General features: G+C 66.1%; 17 protein-coding genes and 1 pseudogene. 3 read left to right on the plus strand and 15 right to left on the minus strand.

Annotated features, from left to right (window positions below; translation table 11 throughout):
* Positions 1 to 8: 8 nt before the first annotated feature.
* On the minus strand, positions 9 to 461 hold the full coding sequence (locus FL583_RS06830) for a GntR family transcriptional regulator (protein WP_142703591.1): 453 nt from the start codon (positions 459 to 461) through the stop codon (positions 9 to 11).
* 134 nt (positions 462 to 595) lie between these two features.
* On the opposite strand from FL583_RS06830, the gene FL583_RS06835 reads away from it, so the two are divergent.
* Together FL583_RS06835 and FL583_RS06840 are read left to right on the plus strand one after the other, a co-directional pair.
* Positions 596 to 1321 (plus strand): phospholipase D-like domain-containing protein, encoded by a 726-nt coding sequence (locus FL583_RS06835; protein WP_142703592.1) that lies wholly within the window; start codon positions 596 to 598, stop codon positions 1319 to 1321.
* Positions 1322 to 1678: 357 nt separating this feature from the next.
* Positions 1679 to 2017 (plus strand): hypothetical protein, encoded by a 339-nt coding sequence (locus tag FL583_RS06840; protein ID WP_142703593.1) that lies wholly within the window; start codon positions 1679 to 1681, stop codon positions 2015 to 2017.
* 611 nt (positions 2018 to 2628) lie between these two features.
* On the opposite strand, the gene FL583_RS06845 is transcribed toward FL583_RS06840, so the two are convergent.
* The 4 genes from FL583_RS06845 to FL583_RS06860 form a co-directional block, all read right to left on the minus strand.
* Positions 2629 to 4320, minus strand: coding sequence for a DUF6119 family protein (locus tag FL583_RS06845; protein WP_142703594.1), 1692 nt, complete (start codon positions 4318 to 4320; stop codon positions 2629 to 2631).
* Positions 4321 to 4807: 487 nt separating this feature from the next.
* Positions 4808 to 6943 carry a hypothetical protein gene (locus FL583_RS06850; protein WP_142703595.1) on the minus strand — a complete coding sequence of 712 codons (2136 nt, stop codon included), beginning with the start codon at positions 6941 to 6943 and terminating at the stop codon, positions 4808 to 4810.
* A 326-nt stretch (positions 6944 to 7269) separates the two neighbouring features.
* Positions 7270 to 7563 carry a hypothetical protein gene (locus tag FL583_RS06855; protein ID WP_142703596.1) on the minus strand — a complete coding sequence of 98 codons (294 nt, stop codon included), beginning with the start codon at positions 7561 to 7563 and terminating at the stop codon, positions 7270 to 7272.
* A gap of 410 nt (positions 7564 to 7973) precedes the next feature.
* Positions 7974 to 8762 carry an SAM-dependent methyltransferase gene (locus FL583_RS06860; protein WP_205751897.1) on the minus strand — a complete coding sequence of 263 codons (789 nt, stop codon included), beginning with the start codon at positions 8760 to 8762 and terminating at the stop codon, positions 7974 to 7976.
* A gap of 442 nt (positions 8763 to 9204) precedes the next feature.
* Here FL583_RS06860 and FL583_RS06865 point away from each other — a divergent pair, with 442 nt between their 5' ends.
* Positions 9205 to 10128, plus strand: a complete 924-nt coding sequence (locus tag FL583_RS06865) for a glycoside hydrolase family 16 protein (RefSeq protein WP_170323523.1) — start codon at positions 9205 to 9207, stop codon at positions 10126 to 10128.
* 163 nt (positions 10129 to 10291) lie between these two features.
* Here the strand turns inward: FL583_RS06865 and FL583_RS06870 are convergent, their stop codons facing one another.
* From FL583_RS06870 to FL583_RS06910, 10 genes and pseudogenes are all read right to left on the minus strand, one after another.
* Positions 10292 to 11884, minus strand: coding sequence for a dipeptide ABC transporter ATP-binding protein (locus tag FL583_RS06870; protein WP_142703599.1), 1593 nt, complete (start codon positions 11882 to 11884; stop codon positions 10292 to 10294).
* On the minus strand, positions 11881 to 12870 hold the full coding sequence (locus FL583_RS06875) for an ABC transporter permease (RefSeq protein WP_142703600.1): 990 nt from the start codon (positions 12868 to 12870) through the stop codon (positions 11881 to 11883). Before FL583_RS06875 ends, FL583_RS06870 begins: the two co-directional genes overlap by 4 nt.
* On the minus strand, positions 12867 to 13802 hold the full coding sequence (locus tag FL583_RS06880) for an ABC transporter permease (protein WP_420843121.1): 936 nt from the start codon (positions 13800 to 13802) through the stop codon (positions 12867 to 12869). The genes FL583_RS06875 and FL583_RS06880 overlap by 4 nt, the downstream gene beginning before the upstream one ends.
* A 5-nt stretch (positions 13803 to 13807) precedes the next feature.
* Positions 13808 to 15505: an ABC transporter substrate-binding protein gene (locus FL583_RS06885; protein WP_142703601.1), complete on the minus strand. Its 1698-nt coding sequence runs from the start codon at positions 15503 to 15505 to the stop codon at positions 13808 to 13810.
* A 272-nt stretch (positions 15506 to 15777) separates the two neighbouring features.
* Positions 15778 to 15948, minus strand: coding sequence for a hypothetical protein (locus FL583_RS41515; protein WP_240746600.1), 171 nt, complete (start codon positions 15946 to 15948; stop codon positions 15778 to 15780).
* 95 nt (positions 15949 to 16043) lie between these two features.
* Positions 16044 to 16160, minus strand: a pseudogene (locus FL583_RS42835) (saccharopine dehydrogenase); the annotation flags it as partial.
* Between the two features lie 75 nt (positions 16161 to 16235).
* The gene (locus tag FL583_RS06895) at positions 16236 to 17603 is read right to left on the minus strand and encodes an NtaA/DmoA family FMN-dependent monooxygenase (protein WP_142703602.1); all 1368 of its coding nucleotides are present in this window, start codon (positions 17601 to 17603) and stop codon (positions 16236 to 16238) included.
* Entirely contained in the window at positions 17600 to 18805 is a 1206-nt protein-coding gene (locus FL583_RS06900; protein ID WP_142703603.1) for an LLM class flavin-dependent oxidoreductase, read from the minus strand. The genes FL583_RS06895 and FL583_RS06900 overlap by 4 nt, the downstream gene beginning before the upstream one ends.
* Positions 18802 to 19503 (minus strand): GNAT family N-acetyltransferase, encoded by a 702-nt coding sequence (locus tag FL583_RS06905; protein WP_142703604.1) that lies wholly within the window; start codon positions 19501 to 19503, stop codon positions 18802 to 18804. Before FL583_RS06905 ends, FL583_RS06900 begins: the two co-directional genes overlap by 4 nt.
* A 219-nt stretch (positions 19504 to 19722) precedes the next feature.
* Complete coding sequence (locus FL583_RS06910; RefSeq protein WP_142703605.1) at positions 19723 to 20892, minus strand: LLM class flavin-dependent oxidoreductase; 1170 nt, start codon at positions 20890 to 20892, stop codon at positions 19723 to 19725.
* Positions 20893 to 20896 lie beyond the last annotated feature (4 nt).

Raw genomic sequence — 20896 nt, forward strand, 5'->3', positions numbered from 1 at the left:
AAGCGCATTCAGGGGGCCCGGACGAACCAGCCTCTGCCTTGGATCGACTCGACCAGGCCGGCCGTAGCCAGTTCGGCGAGGGCTTGGCGGGCGGTGCCTCGGGAGACGCCGTAGGTCATCGTCAGCGACGATTCGGACGGCAGATGAGCGCCGGATTTGTAGTCGCCTCGCTCGATCGCACCACGGAGGTCCGCGGCGATGCGTCGGTAGGCCAGGCCGGGTGTCGAGTCCGCTCCAGGCGCCTTCACAATGCGTCCGCGCCCCGGCAGCGTCTCGATCAGCCCTTCGGACTCCAGAGCTCCTAGGGCGCGGCGGACCGTGTTGCGCACGACGCCGAACTCAGTACTCAGCGCGGCCTCGGACGGCAGAAGCGAGCCTGCGGAGAGTGTGCCGTCCGACACCCGCCGACGAAGCACCTCGGCAATGTGGACGTACGCACGCCATGCGGTCGGTCGTCCCACGCGCCTCGCCCTCTCGCTGCTTGTTCAGTGCCGTCCGAGTGTCTGGTACCTCATCGGACCTTTCCACTACGGAGAGGGACGTCTGGGGACGTCTTCTGTTAGCGTGCGATCGTCCCCTCACGCCCGGTGGAGGAATGGTGAACGACACGCTGCGGCGCGCGCTCGCTGACTCGCGTCTCCGAGACGTTGACGTCGCGTCTCGTTTGGGCGTCGATCCCAAGACTGTGCAGCGTTGGGTAGCCGGCCGCATCCCCCATGCTCGTCACCGTTGGGGGCTGGCCGACATGGTCGGCAAGCATGAGAACGATCTGTGGCCACACCTAGAGCACCTGGCCGGTGGAGCTTCGCAGGAGACGGTAGCGGTTTACCCCCATCGGGGTTCGGTCCCGCCGACGGTGTGGCGCTCGTTGTTCGGTGTCGCGCGTGATCGCATCGATGTCTTGGTCTACAGCGGCTTGTTCCTCGTCGAGGACGTCGAGCTGATGCGCCTGATCACCTCGCGGGCACGCGCCGGCGTCCGGGTGCGAATGGCGTTCGGCGACCCGGACAGCCCCTTCGTGCGCTCCCGTGGCGCGGAGGAAGGCATCGACGACGCCCTTGGCGCGAAGGTCCGTAGCGCGTTGGTGCTCTGCCGGCCGTTGCTTGACGCGCCGAACGTGGAGATCCGACGGCACGCCACCGTCCTCTACAACTCGCTCTACCGAGCGGACGACGAGGTACTCGTTAATGCCCATGTCTACGGCGTCGGCGCGTCACATGCGCCCGTGTTTCACCTGCGCTCGACCGGGCCGGAATCGATGACCGCGACTTACCTGGAGAGTTTCGAACGAGTCTGGGCTATCGCGGAGCCCACGGTGTAGCCAAGGCCAGCGGGACGCTAGGGACGTCTGCAGAACGTCCTTGAACGAGGTTCAGCCGTACCCGTCTCCTGGAGTCCACTCAAGTCGCATCACGAGGGCGGACTACTAGGAGGCATCAGCGATGAATCAGCCAGCGAACGGGGCCGACGCCGACCGACCGTCGGTTCGGCCGCGGATCGCAGGCGCCGCCGAGGCTAGGCGCGAAGCCAACGGCGCACTCGCCGAGATCCTGGCGCGTCACGGTAGGCATCCGTCGGTCGACGAGTCGACCTGCGTTGTGTGCGGAGTGCCGTATCCGTGTGGCGAGCGACGAGCTGTCCAGTCCGCGCTAGGCACGGACGACAGGCAGGCCGTCTGATGCCTTTCGACGCGATCGTCCCCGCGCAGCGTTCGACGCAGTCCGGCCTTCACGACCACCGGCTGAGTCACGCTCGTGACCACCTCCCGATACTGGAAGAGGTAACCACGGTACAGAGACTTGCCGCGGTAGCCGTCCTGGAACGCCACGAGCCGCGCCTGACCGTCTTACAGCGCATCGCAGTCGTCGACGCCGCCGCGTACTGGGTCGAGAGCGCTGGGGGAGACGAGCTGGCATGGGCGCTTCTGGAAGCCGCATGTCGATCATCGATCGCTGCCGGCCGAACGTACGGCGCGCTCTTGAATACCGCCGGAAGGGCCAGCGCGGCAGCCCGTTGACAGCACAACTCGTGCGTCGGCTGCCATGAGACCCCCGGCGATGCCTGATGCAGGCTCGGTCCGTCGGGTGACACGTCGGGACGGGACCAGCCAACCCCGGCAGCGTTGGTCCCGTCCTGGCTCAACTGCGCGTCCGATGAACCCATACCTTGGGAGACCTGACGATGATGCACGGAATCGTGTGCCTTACCGACGCGTGGTCGGCAGCCGCTCTGTGGATGGTGGAGCGGTGAGCAGTGCGTCAAGCGACGAACGCTTCCCAATCCCGCCACGATGGCACCGCGAACTGGTATCGGAGGACGTTGAGACGGCGCGCGGTCTTATTGACCTCCACTGCCCCCCGGGGAATGACCCCGACCGCCTCATCTGCGCGAGCGCGACGCACCTCGTCGTGGTGCCGTTTTGGCCTTGCAGGCAGCGACGTTGGGCGGAATGGGTCCTCGACCTAGCGCAACGCGGTGCCGTGTGACTCTGGTATCGAGAGCCAATTGAAGTGTTATCGTGGAAATGAACGTTCGCCGATTAAGGCAACACATGCGGTCGGCCGCCACACGGCGGATATTTCAGAGAGCATCTTTGCGAAGACTAAGGAGGGGCGAGAATTAGCTCTTTCAAACTATCTGAATGCGACACAGCGATGGGCGGACTTGACTGAGTCGCAGTCTCCTCGCGAAGTCGCGCAAATTCACTTTGCTGAATGTAGGCAAGTCATCTGGCAGGGACCGATTTTTCACATGCCCAATCGCGTAAGTGACGAACTTCGGTGTCGCCTCAGCAGTAGTGAGGAATGACGGATCCAGCTGTCGAACCGCCTCGTTGAAGTTCTTCCGGTAGATATTGTCGCTAGCCAACAGTTGAGCAGACACCAAGCCTTGTGAGAACAGATGACTCAGCGTCTGACTCCCAGAGTATTTTTTGACATGGATAAGGTAGCCGTCTCTGTGAAGGAAATCGCACGACTCGACTTCATCACCGTCGCCAGGCCGGACGTCAACCGTGTCTAGGCAGAGTAGATCGGCCTTCGATACCTGTGCATTGTACTGAGTCTCCGACAAGTGCCTAGGCCAATCGGGGAGAGCAAGTATCGAAGTCACGTGGTCGATCTCGCTGAGATCGGAATTCAGTCGTTGCGTATAGTCCTCGTCTAGCGAGAACCATTTGCCAAGGGTCAAGATGTAGCGTGTATCGGCCGTTCCAACCTCAAATACGAGCCAGTCGCGGAGTGGCATCATTCCGCTTGCCGGCTCGCCGTCATCCCCGATGGCCATAAGCCGAACACTGCGGAGCGACGCCCGACCGTACCGTCCGCCCATGTTTCCGAGCGCTATTTCCAGCCCACTCAGCGATGCTGAATCGAGTACTTCGGATGCCCCATCCTCATCCCTCCCGCGGAATATTTGCATATGATCTACGGTGTCCATATTAACTGAATCGGGAGGTGAGAACTCAAGCACGTACTCAGAGAGTTGTGCCAGTCTCTGGTCTTTGAGATGCCTACGTATTGATTGCGCGGAAGTTGGAAAAATCGCCGCAGCAAGCAGGGTCTCCAAATCCTCGACGAGAGGATCTTTCGACCGCAGCGGAACGAGCGCATCGACGAATTGAAGTTCCTCAGTGGGCTGAAGCCGTTCCACCTCTTCTAGCATAGATCTAAGCGCCTCGGCGATCTCGTTCAAGTTCGTCTCAGCTTTGAAGGCAATCGAGTCTGTGGCGATAAAGATTCCGCTTTCACCAATTTCAATTCCGTCTGAGTTGAGCCTTCCTGCGAGCTTTCGCACGAACTCTCCGTCGAGCGGAACATCAAAGTCTCGTAGTCCACCGCCAAATGGTATTTGGACGGACTGAGTTCGGCTGGATGCACCGACACGACGGCTGCGAAAATCGCTCAAACCGTCTGGTTCTAGCCGTCTCGCCGCGAACCTCAAGCCAAAGTTTGCCTCTACTTTCGCCCAATCGAGCGTAGAACTCCCGTAGCCGAAGCAGACAGCGAAGAATCTCCCGTCAACAGGCAAGAATATGACAAAACGATTTGACATATTCATCGCTTGGCTTAGCCCCGGGAAGTATTCAGCGAGCGCACTTGCCCATGGCGGGGATTTCTCCGACCGTGCGCGAAAATAGGCCACCATGCCAACTGGGGCGCTACCGGTTACGGGGAGGGGATCCATCGGTTGACTGCCGCCGGGGCGATACTTGGCACGCAGCGCAAGTACGGGCTCACTAAGTCCGTCACGAAGTAGATAGCAATTGAACCGAAGTTTTGCCACGCGCTCCCCCGAGTCCGATCGGCCATCTAAGCTCACCGATCACGCAGTAGGACGAATCAGCGACACCGTGTGTGATTCTAGGGCCAATAGCGGCCCGAGGTATAGATGGCACGAAGGTATGAGGCGAATGTGCTTGACCGAGAGCGCGGACGAGAGCCTCTGCGGTGAGTGCCAGGGCTCGGACGTTAAGGCATCCCGGGCCTCATCGGCGGGCTGGTACCGCAGTACTCGGCAGCCCATGCCGTGCCCGCCGACCCACCCGGTGCTGGCCCGCCTGACGCCCGTATCCGTTCAAACAGCCGATGCGGCGACCCGCAGTCCTTATAGCTGGTTGGAAGCTTGCATATGCTGGTGTAGCTCTTAGGTCGGCCGTAGCGCGCGTCTCTAATCTCAAGCGACAATTCCGGGCATACGATAGATGCCGGTGTGCTTATGGTCCGGCCCGACTCATGCGAATCGTTGTGGTGGATTCACCCAGCGGCGCGCCCTGCACGCCCGATAGTTCCTCCGCCGGCATCTTCGCTCAGTCATCCTCTCTGCTGGCGAAGACCTCAATTTGATCAGCCAAGGCTCGTAGCCGACGGGCTATATTGCGGGGATCGTCGGCGATCGCGTATAGGATCTCCCGATTTTCGCCACGGACCTCGCGAGCGGCCGATATAGTTGGATGAGTAAGCAGATTTAGCTTTGCGACAATTTGCTCACTCGTGGGCCTGAACGGAAGGTCAGTAGAGCGCAGTGCAAAGCGAAGATTTGCGGGCGACGCGGACCCGCGAGCCTCTGGGTCATCTTCGGTAGCCTCACTCTGCAGGACTGAAATGATCGCTGCTGTCAGAGCTAGGTCATTTTTTAGAGAATCGGCACTTTCCTGCAGTCCTGAGAGATTCGTTAAGCTCGGGTCGAACGCATTGCGGAGCTGGTGCAATGTTAGTGGCGTGCGGGAGTGTTCCTGAAGCAGGGACGATAGGTCTTCAATAGTGATCACCGCCATGCCGTTCGACGCGGCGGATTCCATTACACTCTTCGGAAATTTTACTCCGACAACAGCCGCATAACTCGCGGCGTTCCGCTTCCGATGCCTCTTTATGGCCTCGAAGTTGATTTGTCCCTCCGGAACGGATCCTTGTGATGTGGACTTGACTTCAATGATCGCCGAATAGCGAGAGTCCGCTGGCAGATCGGCAGTTACTAGTACGTCGGTGTCACTTTGGCCGCTAATGTGCTTCGCCCGAAGTCCGAGCATTTCGAATGCATCCCGAACAGCGATTTCGAACTCTTTGTCCCGACTACCAATTGTGCCGAAAGTTTGCAAGCGATTCAGAATATCCTCGGTGGCGACCATCGACGGATCTCGTTCCTCTGATTCTGGGTCGTCCGCAGCCGCACCGTTAGAGCTTGTAGGAACAAGAGAACTCTCCTGCAATGGCAGCTCGCTTAACAGTTCCTCGCCGAGGGCTGTCAGTCTCGATCGAGATTTGTCAAACCTTTCGAGGAAGCCGCAATCTGCGAGAAGGGCGACTCTTGTTCGGATTTCGGAGTTTTCGCCACTGAATTGATAGCGAGATCGGGCTATCGCAAGCAGTTGAGAAGTCGACACAAGATCGCGAGATGCCTCAAGAAGTTCACCGATGAACGCAAATTTCGAGTGTAAGAAGCGGATCAGGTCTGCCTCGCGACCGACTGCTAAGCACGCGTATGCCAGCTCTGTTGGACCATATTTGTTGTAAGCAATCAGTTCGATAAAGTCAAGGTGACGGAGAGAGTGAAGCATTGAATTAAAGGAGCCTGCGCCGACCCCTAGTTCCCGGTCAGCGCTATCGCGGAACTCGTCCACCGTTGCACCTACGTCGATGAGTCCTACAGCCTTTCTGAGTCCTTCTAGAGCTGTTAGCCGCGTCGCAACGGATCCGGAGGCAGAGCGGTTCGCGCCTCGGGGTATATATCCGATAGGTTCTTTCCGGTTAATCAAAGATGATGGTGTGATCGCCAGCAGTCGCTCCAATACCACGGTCGACGCTTTTTGTACCGCGCTATTCGCCTTCGGATCAGACATGCTTTGACCCGCGGCCTCCTCACTTGTAGCAAGTGTTAGCTTGGCAAGGAGCGTACTGCCGGATTCTGTTAGAACGATTTTCCGACCCCAAATCTCGACCATTCCGAGGGAACGCAGCCAAGCCAATCGTCTGCGGATCGGGTCTTGCTTCTCCCATGAGAGTACGTACTTAGATCTTGCCGCTCGTAAGAGATCGGCCTGTGTCGTATTATCGCCGACTTCATTTAGAAGCTCACCAATAAACTTGCATTGATTATGCAAGTGAACTGCTAGAGCGGACCCGTTGGAAGTGTTGATGAACCATTGACGGGAAAATGCAGTCGGATGCCAGGCTTCTCCAATCCGAACCACGATGCCCATTGGAGACAGTTGTCGTCGGCACAGTTCGTCCGCAGAAGTCTCAATAGCTTCACCCATTGCGGTGGTTATCAAAAGATTGCTTTCACGAGCCGCTGGCAGTTGACCCAAGATCTGAACGAGACAATCTACTTGGAAGGTCGTCCCGCCTGGCAATATGCCAACCGTATTAGAGCGCTCGCTCCACGGCCTCGGGGAAGTGATTTGAGGATCGTGCCGCTCTGCGGCATCCCCTTCGATTTCGGACATTAGGCGATGATATCCGAGCAGCACGGTGTATCGAGTTGTTAGTCGACGTTGTTGTCGCCCCCAGGGTGAAGGCGTGGCAGCCCACGCTGTTACACGAGGCCTATCTCTGCGGTCAACGCTAACAACCGTGTGCTCATGGTTCGGCTCGGTCCTCGGACACAATCCTTTAGCATGTGGCCTTCGGGCCTGGCTTGGGCCGTGACGATCTTCCGGCCGGGTGGTAGGTCGAATTCGTTTCAGACTCCGGTAGATCTGTGCCCGGGCGGCCGGGTCGGCGTCGATCAGGCTGCGGCGGATGCCGCCCAGCGCGTCTATCTCGTCGGTCGTCATCCGCTGGCGTCCGATCGGCTCTCGGCCTTCGCCTCTGCTTGCACGCGTTCGGCCTGGACTTCGGCGGTCCACTGCTGGACGAGTACGGGGTCAGTGCCGGCCTCCAGCGCAGCGCGGTACTGCTGGAGCCGCTGCCCGCAGGACTGGATCGCTTCCTTGGCTGAGGCAAGGGCAGCATCGTCGGTGTTGTCCTCCGCCTCGCTCAGGGCGGTGAGCGTCTCGGTCAGGTTGGCGGGTGCGAAATCCCCGGCCTCGGTGGTGGTTGCGGCCGTGATTGAAGGTGCCTTCATCGGCCGCGCAGCCCGCACCGCGCGCGGCCGGCGACGAGACACTGCTGTTCGGTGGTAACCGGTGGTTCGGTCGAGCACGGTGGTTCGAGCGGAGCGGCGTCGTAGTAGCGACGCTACCTCCGCACGTGCAACTGCTGATCGGAACCCGCCGCTCGTGCTGCGATGGATCATCCGGGATACGGGGTGTCTCGAGCGGAGTAACGCTTTGGGCGGATGCACCATTAGCAAAAGACGCCGCCGGCCATCGACGCCGGGCAGCTGGCCGTGGGCGAGTGGGTGGGGAGTCCGAACGGTATCCCGCCAGGATTGGCACCAGTCGTGGGACCAGCGTGAAGGCTTCGTACATGCCGAAGCCGGTGATCAGCGACCCGCGCGTCGATGTGACGACGCCGGACACCGCTGACCTCCGGTCAGGGCTTGAACGCTACACCGCCGCTCATCTGCACGTTCACGTCCTCGGCCGCGGCGGCTGCTTCGTCGTCAGGCCGCCAGCGGTTGACCAGGACCACGCCGGGCTCGACGAGGTCCAGGCCCCGGAACAGGGCCCGCACTTCGTCGTCGGTACGAGGTTTGGCGGGAATTCCCCCTGACGTGTACCGCGCGGCGGCGGCGACTGCTTGGGGGTTGTGCGCGGTCACCGTCGAGATCGCCAGTGCGCTGCCCGGTGCGAGGGCGGTTAGGAGCGTGTCGACGATCCGGTGGGCCTCGGCCTCATCGGTGACGAACTGCAGGATCGCGATGAGGCAGAGCCCGACGGGTTTGCTCAGGTCGAGGGTGTCGAGCACCTCGGGCGACGCGAGGAGTCCTTCCGGGTTCCGCACGTCGCCGTCGAGGTAGGCGGTTCGGCCTTCCGAGGTCGAGGTGAGCAGCGCACGGGCGTGGACCGAGACGATCGGGTCGTTGTCGATGTAGACCACACGTGCGGTCGGATCGACCTGCTGGACGACGTTGTGCAGGTTCGGCGACGTGGGTAGACCGGCGCCGATGTCGAGGAACTGCCGGACGCCCTGCTGTGCGAGGAAACGCGCGGCGCGGGCCATGTACGTGCGGTTGGCGCGCATCGAGATGGGCAGCCCGGGTGATGCCTCCAGGATCCGCGCGGCGGCGCTGCGGTCGGCGGCGAAGTTGTCTTTGCCTCCGAGCAGGTAGTCATAGACCCGCGCGGAATGCGGAACCTCGGAGTTGAGATCAACTGACACGAGAAGAACGTAGCCCACTGTCCATGGTGGCCGGACTCTAGGCGGTGTCGATCCGGCCGAGCGCGGGCAGCGGCCCGAGGGTGTCCAGCATCCGGCGCACCGCGTCGTCAGATTCGTCCGCCACTCAGCCGCCGCGGGCAGCGCGATTGTCCACCCTCGGGCCGGCCGACGGCAGCACCGAGCGAGGAGTAGCGGCGTGATGTTCCCCGCGGCACGGGTCGTCTCGCATCCGGCGGGGTTGCGTTAGCCGAGCCGGTCCGGCCCTTCGGTCGGTCACCGACAGTAGCTTCCTGTCCGGTCTGCGAGTGCTGTCACGATCGCGTCGACAATTGGAAATATTTACGTAATACTCATTAACGATTTGCCTCGCATGTGGACCTTCGCAGTGGATCGAACCGTTCTGCACGAAAGGACGTTCTCCGTGGCAATCAATGCAGGTTTCGTGGACCGCGCACTGTCACGCGGTCGCTGGCGCGTCGTGGCCCTTTTCACCGTGGCCCTCACTGCACTCGTCGGCGGCGCGGTCGTCGCGCAGCAGCCCGCCCACGCCGCGGCGTGGAACCTCGTGTGGGCCGACGAGTTCAACGGCTCCGGCGCGCCCAGCAGCGCCAACTGGAACTACAACGTCGGCAATGGACTCAACCCCGGACTCAATGCTTTCGACGGCTGGGGTAATGGCGAGTGGGACTGGTACCGGCCCGAGAATTGCACGCAGTCCGGCGGCAACCTCGTCATGCGCGCCAACTGGCTCACGACGCCGATCACGGTCAACGGCCGCAACTTCTACCAGACTTCGTGCCGCATGACGACGGACACGAAGAGGTCCTTCCAGTACGGCCGCATCGAGGCGCGGATGGCGCTCCCGACCGCCGCCGGCTCATGGCCCGCCTTCTGGATGCTCGGTGACGCGTGCGACGAGACGTCCACGGGTGCCTACAACCCGGCGCAGACCTACTACGACCGCCTGCCCACCAACTGGGCCAGTTGCGGCGAGGTCGACATCATGGAACACGCGAACGCGAACGCGACCGTGACGAACAACATCTTTTGGGATCTCCGCACCGGAGTGTTCCCGTGGACGGCGGGCCAGAACGCCAACTACGTCGCCAACCCTGCCGTCAACAACGCTTCGGCGTTCCACGTCTACGCGATCGAGTGGACGGCCGCGCAGATCCGCTGGTACGTCGACGGCGCGCAAACGCACGTGATCGACACGACGCCGGCAACCTTGGAGGAGTTCCGTAAGCCGTTCCACATCATTTTCAATTTGGCGCTGGGCGGCACGTACCCCGGGCAGAACCCCGTGCAGAGCCAGTTCCCGTTTACCGCGTCGATCGACTACGTGCGCTACTACCAGGCTGGATGAGTAGTGCCCGGCGTCGCGTCCAGGCGCGGCGCCGGGCCCGGCGGCGTCTCGGGCTGACCGAGATTCGGACGTTGTCCCGGCGTAGCCACGCGCGGCACGGCGCGGGCGGTCGGACCCGACATCTACCTGCCTCCGTCCGGCTCCGACCAGGATTCTCGCTGACCTACGCCCCGGGGATCGCGGCCGGCCGGCGGCGGTGCTCGCGCCGGCGGCGGGCCTCGGCCGGGTCGGTGACCGGCACGGCGGCCAGCAGCATCCTGGTGTAGTCGTGCTGGGGATCGCTCCAGACGTCCTCGGCCGCCCCGATCTCGACCACGCGACCGAATTGCATCACGGCGATCCGGTCAGCCAGCCGGCGGACGACGGCCAGGTCGTGGGAGACGAAGACCAGCGTCAGCTCGTCCTCCCGGCGGACGTCCTCGAGAAGCGCCAGTACCTGGGCCTGTGTCGTCACGTCCAGAGAGGAGACCGGCTCGTCGCAGAGCACCAGGTGGGGCCGGGGCGCCAAAGCCCGGGCGATGCCGACCCGCTGCCGCATGCCGCCGGAGAGCTCATGCGGATAGCGTCCGTAGTCGGAGGCTTTGAGCCCAACCCGGTCCAGCAGGTACTCGACCCGCTCACGGGGGTCTTCGGCGCGGGTCGCCCGCAGTGGTTCGGCGATGCTGTCGCCCACCGTGCGGCGTGGGTTGAGCGAGGCCAGCGGATCCTGGAACACCATCTGGATGGACGCCGGCGGTCCGGTGTAGGTCAGTCGGCCCGAGGTCGGCGCGGTCAGGCCGGCCATGATCCGAGCGAGCGTGGACTTGCCCGCCCCGCTCTCGCCGACCACGCCGAGCGTCTCTCCTTCCAGAACGTCGAGGTCTACTCCGTTCACGGCCGTGACCGGGTCCGGGCGCCGCACGCTCTGTCTCGGCGTCGGATAACTCTTGGTGATGGCGGCGAGCCGCAACAGCGGGGGGCCGGCTTTCGCGGGAGCGGAGTGACCGGCGGCTGGAACGGCGGCCAGGAGGTCCTGCGTGTAGGGCTGGCTCGGGCGGATCAGGACCTGCTCGACCGGCCCCTGCTCGACGGCCCGTCCCGCCCGCATCACGATCACGTGGTCGGTGGAACCGGCCACCACCCCGAGGTCGTGGCTGATCAGCACCAGCGCCGTGCCGGTAGTGGCGCGCAACTCGTCGAGCAGGTCGAGGATCTGGGCCTGCACGGTGACGTCCAGAGCGGTGGTCGGCTCGTCAGCCACGATCAGCCGGGGGCGGCAGGCCAACGCCATCCCGATCAGCGCGCGCTGGCGCATACCGCCGGAAAACTCGTGCGGATGGGCCCGGGCCCGCCGAGCGGCATCAGGAATGTGCACCTGACGGAGAACCTCGACCGCACGGGCCCAGGCCGCTTTCTTCCCGGCGCCGGTGTGCAGGCGGTACACCTCGGCGATCTGGTGGCCGACGGTGTGGAACGGGCTGAGCGCGGAAAGCGGATCCTGGAACACCATGGCGACGCCACCGCCCCGCACCTTCCGCAGCTGAACATCGTCGAGAGTCTGCAGGTCGCTGCCCTCGAACCGGATCCGCCCGCCGACCTGTGCCCCGGTGCCGCGGTGCAGGCCGAGCAGCGCCAGCGCGGTGGCGCTCTTGCCCGAGCCGGATTCGCCGACGATCCCCAGCGCAGCGCCTGGCTCCAGCGAGAACGACAGACCGTCCACGGCTCGGACCGGCCCGAAGGCGATCGAGAGGTCCTCCACCTCCAGCAGCGGCTTCATCGCAGTTCCACACGCGGATCGACCACGGCCAGCAGCAGGTCGGCGGCCATGTTCCCGGCGATCACGATGCACCCGGCCAGCAGCGTGACTCCGACGACGACCGGCAGGTCCACCGTGGTCACCGCGCCCACCAGCAATTGGCCGACGCCCGGCAGGCCGAACATCGTCTCGGTCAGTACCGCATTGGTCATCATTTGAGCGACGTCGATCGCGGTCAGGGTGGTCACCGGAATCAGCGCCCCGCGCAAGGCCCGGCTCCGCAGGATGCGGCGCTCCGACAGACCGTAGGCGCGCGCGGTGCGTACGTAGTCCTCGGCAAGGGTGTTGGCGACCCCGGCCTGGGTCAAGCGCGCATAGGCGGCGGCCTGGATGAGGGCCAGGGCGATCCACGGGAGGATCAGGTTCTGCGCCCACGCGGCCGGATCTGAGGTCAGCGGCACGTACGTGGGGAAGGGCAACCAGCGCAATCGGACGCAGAACAGCAGCAGCAGAGCGAGCCCGACCAGGAATACCGGAACCGCGTAGCCCACCAGCACCAGGCCGTTGACCGCCCGCCGAACCAGCTGGAACCGGCCCCGCCCAGCCAGCAGCCCGGCCCCGATCCCAAGCCCGAGGGCCAGTATCTCCGCGCCGACGGCCAGCGACACCGAGACCGGCAGCCGCTGGGCCAGGAGCGCCGAGACCGACTGATCGGTCTCGAACGAGTAGCCCAGGCAAGGGACGGCGCAATGGCGGGCATCCGGCCCGGTCGAATAGTCCCGCCCCGCCACGACGCCCCGGACGAAGTGCAGGTATTGGACCGCTGCCGGGTCGTCGAGCGCCATCGCCGTGCGCACCTGGGCCAGCCGCTCGGGTGTGCAGCCCTTGCCGCAGGCCAGCCGGGCCGGGTCGCTGGGGGCCAGGAAGAACAGTGCGTACACGAGCACCGAGAGGCCGAGCAGGACCAGCACCGCCCCGGCGAACCGCCGTCCGAGGTAGCCGATCATCGGAGCGTCGCCTGCCGCGGGTCCAGCGCCCGCCGCACGCTGGTGGCGGCGAAGGTGAACGCCAGCAAGGTCAGGAACAGCAACCCGCCGGGGACGATGACGTACATCGGATCCGACCGGAACCAGGTGGTGGCCGAGGAGAGCATCTGGCCCCACGAAGGGGTGGGCGGCTGTACGCCGACGCCGAGGAACGAGAGCGCAGCCTCGGAGATCATGTTCTGCGGCAGCAGCAGCGCGGCGTAGGCGAGCACGGGGACGGCCACGCCGGGCAGGATCTCCCGGCGCGCGATCCGGCCCGGACCGGCTCCGGCCAGCCGGGCCGCGGCCACGTAGTCGCGGGTGCGCAGCGATGCCGTCTCGGCTTGGGTGATCCGGGCCGTACCGCCCCACTGCAGCAGCCCGATGACGAAGGTGAGCAGGAGCGGGCGGGGCCAGGAATCGGGGACGATGGCCAGCAGTGCCACGCCCAGCACCAGCTGAGGGAAGGCCAGCGTGAGGTCGGCCAGGCGGCCCAGCAGCGCCGCCGCCCAGCGGCCCCCGAGCCCGGCCGCCAAGCCCACGCTGACGCCGATGAGCACTTCCAGGGCTGTGGCCGCGACGGCCACGCCGAGGGAGATGCGGGCGCCGTAGAGCGTCCGGACGAACAGATCCCGCCCGGTGCCGGGTTCGACGCCGAGCCAGTGCTCCCCGCTCAGGCCACCGAGCCGGCCGATCGGCACCCCGCCCCGGGCCGAGTCGAGCAGATCGTCATGAAAGCTCGTGGCGTCCTGTCCCTCCCAGCGGGCCAGCAGCGGGGCGGCCAGCGCGGCCACCACCATGACCAGGACGATCACCGCCCCGGCCACGAACGCCGGTTCGCGCAGCAGCCGCCGCCAAAGCGACCGGGCCCGGACCGGCGCCGGATCCAGCGGCTCGGTGCCGGCTACCTCCAGTGCGGTCACTTGACCGAGAGCCGAGCGAGGTCGTACTGGCCCCGCCACCCGTCGGTGACTGCGCCCTTGACCCGCTTGCCGTAGATGTAGGTGTCGACCTCGTGGGTGAGCGGTACGTACAGCGCCAGCTTCCCGAGTTTGGCGTCCAGTGCGCCCCAGCGCTTGGCCGCAACGGCCGGATCGGTGAGTGCGTTGATCGCGTCGATCTCGGCGTTGACCTGCGGGTCGTTGTACTGGGCCTGATTGAAGTTGCCGCCGGCCTTGATGATCTGCCGGCCGTCGAAGATCGGGATCAGGAACGGGCCGCCCGACGGCCAGTCCGCGCCCCAGCTGGCCAGCGAGAGAGCCGGCTGGGTGGCGGGCTTACCGACCACGTCCCGGTAGGACGCGCTGTCGATGGCCTTGGGTCGCACGGTGACCCCGGCCTGCTTGAGCGCGTCCTGGATCGCCGCCGCTTCCTTCGGGCCCAGACCATCGGATTCGTCGTTCTCGTAGGCGAAGTCAACGCTCAGACCGCCGGAATAGCCGGCCTGGGCCAGCAGACGCTTGGCCTCGGCCGGGTTCCCCGTCTTGCCGGCCGGGAAGTAGTCGTAGGGCTGGTAGCCCAGAGCGGGCTGCGGCGGGAGGAACGTGGTCGACGGCCCGGCGGTCGCGGTGCCGCCCTTGGCGTTGACCACCGAAGCCCGGTTGACCGCGTACGAGATGGCCTGGCGTACCCGGATGTCGTTGAAGGGCTTTTTCGTCGTGTCGAACGCGAGGTACGTGGTCGACGGGAACTCGCCCCGAGTAACGCGTTTGTCCAGTTCGCTGCCGGTGCCCAGCTGAGCCAGCTGGTCCGGACCGATGATGCCGTCGGTGGTGACGGCGTAAGCGTCCCGGCCTGCGCCGGTGGCGATGCGCTGGTTGATCACCGCAGAGTTCAACCCGGCCGTGACGTCGATCTTGTCCGGGCAGGCGTAGCGCAGCGAGTCGGACTTGCTGCTCCACTTCGTGTTGCGGACCAGCGTCAGGTGCTTTCCCTTGTCGAAGGACGTCACCTTGTAGGGGCCGCTGGAAAGCGGATGGTTCTCATAATCGACGCCGGTGTCCTTGGCCTTGGGCACCGGGGCGAACTGGGTCGCGGTGGCCAGGTACGGGAAGTCGCCCTCGGGTTTGCGCAGCTTGAAGATGATCGTCTTGGCATCGGGCGTCTCGATCGACGCCAGCCCTCGCGGCTGCTTGTAGGGCCCCAGGTAATCGGCACCACCGATCAGCCAGTCGCGTAGGTAGGGCGCGCCACCGGGCAGCTCGGGCGCGAAGGAGCGCTCGATGCCGTACTTGACGTCGGACGAGGTGATCGGCGTGCCGTCCTCGAAGAAGAGTCCGTCGCGCAGACGGTAGGTCCAGGTGCGAGCGCCGTCGGACGGAGTGCCGAGGTCGGTGGCCAGGTCGGGCGCGGGCTTCGTCCCGGCCTGACCCGGCTGCCGGTTGCGGGTGGTCAGCGTCCGGAACAGCAGCGACGGCACGTTGCCGCCGCCGGACGTGTAGAGCCGGGCCGGGTCGAGATGGGCGAGCCCGCCCTGGTTGAGCACGGTGAGCGTGCCACCCTGGCAGTTCTTCGGATCGAGCGCGGAGGACGAGCCGCTGCCGTCGTCGCTGGTGCAGCCGGCCAGGGCAAGTGGGCCCAGCGCCAGAGCGAGCCCAAGAGCCAGTGTTTTACGCATGGCGGTCCTTCGCGATCGGGGCCGGGTGACAACAGGACGCGACGCACACGAACGTGGCTATGTCCTATTTTTCCTAGGCGTTCGCTAGGTTATAGCACTCGCTCCCTTATGGACTCAAAGGCTTGGCCGGCTGCTGAGGCGCGGTGCTCCAGATCCCCGCGACGGACGGCCACCTCTACCACGAATCGCTGCGCCGATCGGCCACCGCCATCGACGGCCCGGGGTCCGGTTGCCTCTTCGGCCACGGGTTCCTCGCCGGGTGGGACGGCAAGCTAGCTGGTGATCGTCCCGGTGGGCAGGTGTCGGGCAATCGTGACGACGTCCGCGGTCGGGAACTCGCCGATCACCTCCTGCCGGCCGAAGGGCGGCGGGAACGTCCACCTCGACCGGGGCGGGGGCGGGTCGGCCGTCCGGACCTGGAACAGGCCGTCGACGAACACCATCCGGCGACCGGCGTCCAGCAGCGGGGGAGGGTATCGCCGAACGGCCCGGCGCAGTTCACCACGGCCGCGGCCCCCGCGAGGGCTCGGGTCAAGGCAGATGGGTCGCCGAGCGTGGCCGGCCGGACCGGCGGTTCGGAGAACTCGGCGGCCACGGTGCGCAGCCGCTCCGGGTCGCGGCCGCTGAGTACCGGGGTCAGGCCGCGCGCCAGCAGACCGGCGACAACGAACCTGGCGGTGTGCCCATAGGCGCCTTAAACGATCACATCGTTCATCGACTCGATGGTTTCCTAACCGGCGGCCCGGGTGGCGGGGGAGGCTGGGGCGGGCAGACCCAGGTTGTCGCGCAGGGTCGTGCCCTCGTACTCCGCGCGGAGTGAGCCACGTTCCTGAAGCAACGGCACGACCCGATCCACGAACTCGTCGAGGCCGCCCGGGGTCAGATGGGAGCCGAGGATGAACCCGTCGGAGCCGTCGTTCTGGACGAAGGAGTCGAGCCGGTCGGCGATCTGAGTGGGGGTGCCGACGAACTCGGCGTGACCGAACTCGTGGATGGCCAGTTGCCGCAGCGAGTAGTCGTTCTCCTCGGCGATCGCGCGCCACCGGGCTACGGTCTCGAAGACGTTCTGGTGGAGCCGGGCCCGGCCCTGGATGACGAGCGGAGCCTCGGGCTCGGGGTCGACGTCGGGCAGCGGCCCGTCGGGGTCGTAACCGGACAGGTCCCGGTTCCAGACGGTCTCGAGCAGGATCTGGGCACCACGGCCGCTGATCTGCTCCCGGGTGATCTCGTGGTGCCGTTCGATCGCATCGGCTTCGGTGTCGCCCAGCACGAACGCGCCGCTGGGCAGGATCTTCACCGAGCCGGGCGGGCGGCCGTGGGCGGCCGCGCGCTGCTGGATGTCCCGGTAGAAGGGCTGCGCCTCGGCGAGAGTCCAGTACGGAGAGAAGATCGCATCGGGGCCACCGCCCGCGGCGAAATCGCGGCCTTCGGGGGAGACGCCGGCTTGCAGGATGACTGGTTGGCCCTGGGGGCTGCGCGGAACGCTGAATCGGCCACTGACCTCGAACTGCTGACCCGCGAAGGCGAACGCGCCGGCGTCGGGCCGCCGCAGGAAGCGGCCGGATTGCTGGTCGGCCACCACGTCGTCGTCCGCCCATGAGTTCCAGAGCCGGCGGGCGATGGCGAGGAACTCTTGGGCCCGGACGTAGCGGTCTTCTCGCCTGAGGAAACCGCCACGCCGGAAGTTCGCGCCGGTGAAGGCGTCGGAGGAGGTGACGATGTTCCAGCCGGCGCGACCGCCGGAGAGGTGGTCCAGGCTGGCCAGTTGCCGGGCCAGCTCGAAGGGCTCGTTGAAGGTGCTGTTGAGCGTGGCGACCAGCCCCAAGTGGTCAGTCACGTCGGCCAGCGCGGCCAGCACGGTGAGGGTGTCGGGGCGTCCGATCACGTCCTGATCGAAGATCCGGCCCAGCCGTTCCCGCAAAACCAGGCCCTCGGCCAGGAAGAAGAAGTCGAACTTGCCGCGCTCGGCGGTTCGCGCGACGTGCTTGAACGACGAAAAGGCGATCTGGCTGCCGGCCGCCGGGTCCGACCAGACGGTGTGGTGATTGACGCCGCCGAGGTAGGCCCCCAGCACGATCTGCTTGCGAGGTCCGGTCATCGTGCTGATCCGTTCGCTAGGAGGTAGCGGCTGGCCGGGCGGGCGAACCCGAGCCGGTCCCGCAGCGTCGGCCGGTCGTATCGGGGCTGGAAAAGGCCCCGGCGCCCGAGTTCCGGGACGACCGATTCGACCAGGACGGTCAGGTCGGCGGGCAGGACTCCGGGGCGCAACCGGACGCCGTCGAAGCCGAGTTCGCCCAGCTCCTGGATCCGATCGGCCAGGGCCACCGGCGTGCCGGTGAAGATCTGCGCATCGGAGAACAGCTCCGCGCCATCCCACTCGTCCAGCCGGGCCTTCCGTGCGGCCGCGGCCCCCGCATCGGCGTCGAGGAAGACCAGGAGGTCGGCGAAGACCAGGAGTTGCTCGCCACGCCCGGTGGCGTCGGTTTCGCCGCGGACCTCGTCCAGGATCTGCCGCCCGTGGGCGGCATCCTGCGGCGTGACGAAGAGGACGTCGGCCTGGCGGGCGGCCAGCCGATAGGGCACCAGGCCGTGACCCAGCACGGTGACCAACGGCTGGCCCTGCGGGGGCCGAGGGGTGATAGAGGGCCCGCGGACGGAGAACCAGCGCCCCTTGAAGTCGATGTAGTGCAGCTTGTCGCGGTCGATGAACCGGCCGGTGGCGGCGTCCCGGATCTCCGCGTCGTCCTCCCAGCTGTCCCAGAGCCGCCGGATGACCTCGATGAAGTCGGCGGTCTCGTCGAATCGCTCAGTGATCAGCTGCTGGATCTGCGGACTCTGAAGGGCCTCGGCGCTCAGCGCCGGGAACTCGCGACGGCCGAAGAGCGCCGGTTCGCCGGCCAGGCCTCCGCTGCGGATCTGAACACCGGCGCGGCCGGTGCTGACGTAATCGAGCGTGGCTATCGCCTTCGACACGTGAAACGGCTCGGTGTGGGTCGCGGTGGCGACCGGTACCAGCCCGATGCGGTCGGAGGCCGGGGCGACCCGCGCGGCGATCAGCGTCGCGTCCAGCCGTCCCCGGACCTGATCGGTGCGCTGGTCGGGCGCGAAGTGGTCGGCGGATTGGAGAGTCAGCGAGTCGTTGAACGTGACGAAGTCGAGCCGGCCCCGCTCGGCCTCGGCGACCAGGGATTTCCAATAGGTGGCGGCGAACAGGTCCCGGGGACGGGCGGCTGGGCTGCGCCAGGCGGCCGGATGCCAGCCGGCGCCGTCCAGGGCGACGGCCAGGTGGAGCGCGGTCATGAGTTGTCTCCTGACGAGGGGCTCCGCAGTGCGGAGAACAGGACTTTGCGCCGAAGCTCGAACCCGAGGTGGCGGTAGAGGCGGATGGCGATGGTGTTCTCGGCCGAGGTGTGCAGGAACGGCGTCTCTCCGCGCTGCCGGATCCCGTGAGCGACCGCGCGGACCAGCGTCGTGGCCAGTCCCTGGCCCCGATATGCGGGATCTGTGCAGACAGCGCTGATCTCTGTCCAGCCCGGTGGGTGCAGCCGCTCGCCGGCCATCGCCACCAACCGGCCTTCGCGCCGCACGCCGAGATAAGTGCCGAGCTGGTAGGTCCGGGCTTCGAATGGCCCGGGCTGGGTCCGGGCGACGAGGTCGAGCATCTCCGGGACGTCGGCGGCCCCGAGCGTCACCAGCCCGTCGGCCGGCCGGGAGGCCAAGGCGTCGGTGGCAACGAACTGGACGCCGTCGCCCTGGAACTCGAGCTTCCAGCCGTCGGGCACCTCACGCAGGTCGCTGCTCAGCAGCGCCAGGGCGTTCGGGCCGATCAGCGCGTGCAGTTCGGTCCAGGCCCGGATGTCCTGCTCGGGGGCGACCGCGAGGATGGGCGAGACGTCGGCCGGGTAGCGCAAGGCGTGGCCGGTTCCCTCGGCGAAGTGCGCGTGTGGGCCGGTGAGAGAGGACCATGCCGCTGCGTCCAGCGGATGCGAAGCCATCATCTCAGTTCACCCGCCGGTTCGGTAGCCGAAGCATTCGGTCCGGCGGGCCAGGCCGACGGCGTTGCGTAAGGCGGTGTCCGCGCCACTGCTGCGGGGGACCAGGTCGAGCGCGCCGAGATGTCTGCGGAACAAAGGATTCCTCCGGTTCAAGCCGGTCCTTCTTCGACCAGCCGACGTCCAGAGCGCCGGCGGGTTCGTCGGCGTGGTCGAGCAGATGCGTCACCGCCGGTCCCATTCCTCGGCCAGCAGCCGGTAGGAGCGGATGCGGTCGGCGTGGTCGTGGGTGATCGTCGTGACCACGAGCTCGTCGGCTCCGGTGGCATCCCGTAGCTGCTCGAGCCGGTCGGCGACGGTGCCGGGAGCGCCGACGAGCTGCGTGTCGAGGCGATCCTTCACCAGCGCCCGTTCCTCGCCGCTCCAGGTCTCGAGGGCCGCCTCGGCGGGTGTCGGATAGGCGATGGCCCCAGCACCGGTGCGGATGCTGCGCACCCAGGGGCCGTACCCGGACGCCAGCACGGCCGCGTGCTCGTCCGTCTCGCCCACCACGACGTCGGCGGAGACCGAGACGTACGGCCGATCGAGCTCGGCCGACGGTTTGAACGCGACGCGGTAGGCCTCGACGGCGTCGAGGACCGTGCTCGGGCTGTGGTGGTAACTGGCGACGAACCGAAGCCCGTTCTCGCCGGCCACGGTGGCGCTGGAACCGCCGGACGCACCGAGGATCCAGATCTGGAGCGCGGCGCCCTCACCGGGGTAGGCGTGACCGCTGGGGTGGATTCCGGCGAGGAGCGCGAGGACGTCGCTGATCTGCTCCTCGTACGCGGGGGTGTACGCGCCGGGCTGCTGCAGCAAGCTGAGGTGGGCGGCGATCTTGTCGCCCGCGGTCGTCAAGAGCCGGCTGACGTCGTACTGCTTGGGCAGCAGCAGGCCGTTGCCGGCCCGCTCGTCGGTGGCGTGGGGCCCGCCGCCACGCTGCTTCAGGTACGCGTCGGCGGCCGCCGCCACCGGCCGCGCAGCCGGGGCAGCGGCGGGTGCTTCGGCCGGCTTCTGGCGACCGAAGCTCCGGCCGATCCCGAGGTCGATCCGGCCCGGGTAGGCGGCGTCGAGCAGACCGAATTCCTCGACCGTCGCCAGCGGCTGCCGATGCCCGAACTGCACTCCGGCGGACCCGAGCCGGATCGTGCTGGTGGCTGCGGCGGCCAGCGCGATCGACACGGCCGGCGAGGCGCCGAGGACGCCGGGATTCAAGTGGTGCTCGGCGAACCAGTAGCGCTCATACCCGAAACGCTCGGTCTGCCGGGCCAGGTCGACGGCGTTGCGCACCGCGGTACCGGTGTCGTCGCCGCTGCTGCGCGGGATGAGGTCGAGAGCGCCCAGCGGTGTACTCATGCGG

It is taken from the genome of Cryptosporangium phraense (assembly GCF_006912135.1).
GTDB classification, from domain to species: Bacteria; Actinomycetota; Actinomycetes; order Mycobacteriales; family Cryptosporangiaceae; genus Cryptosporangium; species Cryptosporangium phraense.

Excerpts from the sequence above, each read along its gene's own strand:
- FL583_RS06835 (WP_142703592.1), top strand. The coding sequence starts at position 596 with ATGGTGAACGACACGCTGCGGCGCGCGCTCGCTGACTCGCGTCTCCGA.
- FL583_RS06840 (WP_142703593.1), top strand. The coding sequence starts at position 1,679 with ATGCCTTTCGACGCGATCGTCCCCGCGCAGCGTTCGACGCAGTCCGGC.
- FL583_RS06850 (WP_142703595.1), bottom strand. The coding sequence starts at position 6,943 with ATGTCCGAAATCGAAGGGGATGCCGCAGAGCGGCACGATCCTCAAATC.
- FL583_RS06855 (WP_142703596.1), bottom strand. The coding sequence starts at position 7,563 with ATGAAGGCACCTTCAATCACGGCCGCAACCACCACCGAGGCCGGGGAT.
- FL583_RS06870 (WP_142703599.1), bottom strand. The coding sequence starts at position 11,884 with ATGAAGCCGCTGCTGGAGGTGGAGGACCTCTCGATCGCCTTCGGGCCG.
- FL583_RS06875 (WP_142703600.1), bottom strand. The coding sequence starts at position 12,870 with ATGATCGGCTACCTCGGACGGCGGTTCGCCGGGGCGGTGCTGGTCCTG.
- FL583_RS06885 (WP_142703601.1), bottom strand. The coding sequence starts at position 15,505 with ATGCGTAAAACACTGGCTCTTGGGCTCGCTCTGGCGCTGGGCCCACTT.
- FL583_RS41515 (WP_240746600.1), bottom strand. The coding sequence starts at position 15,948 with ATGGTGTTCGTCGACGGCCTGTTCCAGGTCCGGACGGCCGACCCGCCC.
- FL583_RS06895 (WP_142703602.1), bottom strand. The coding sequence starts at position 17,603 with ATGACCGGACCTCGCAAGCAGATCGTGCTGGGGGCCTACCTCGGCGGC.
- FL583_RS06900 (WP_142703603.1), bottom strand. The coding sequence starts at position 18,805 with ATGACCGCGCTCCACCTGGCCGTCGCCCTGGACGGCGCCGGCTGGCAT.
- FL583_RS06905 (WP_142703604.1), bottom strand. The coding sequence starts at position 19,503 with ATGATGGCTTCGCATCCGCTGGACGCAGCGGCATGGTCCTCTCTCACC.
- FL583_RS06910 (WP_142703605.1), bottom strand. The coding sequence starts at position 20,892 with ATGAGTACACCGCTGGGCGCTCTCGACCTCATCCCGCGCAGCAGCGGC.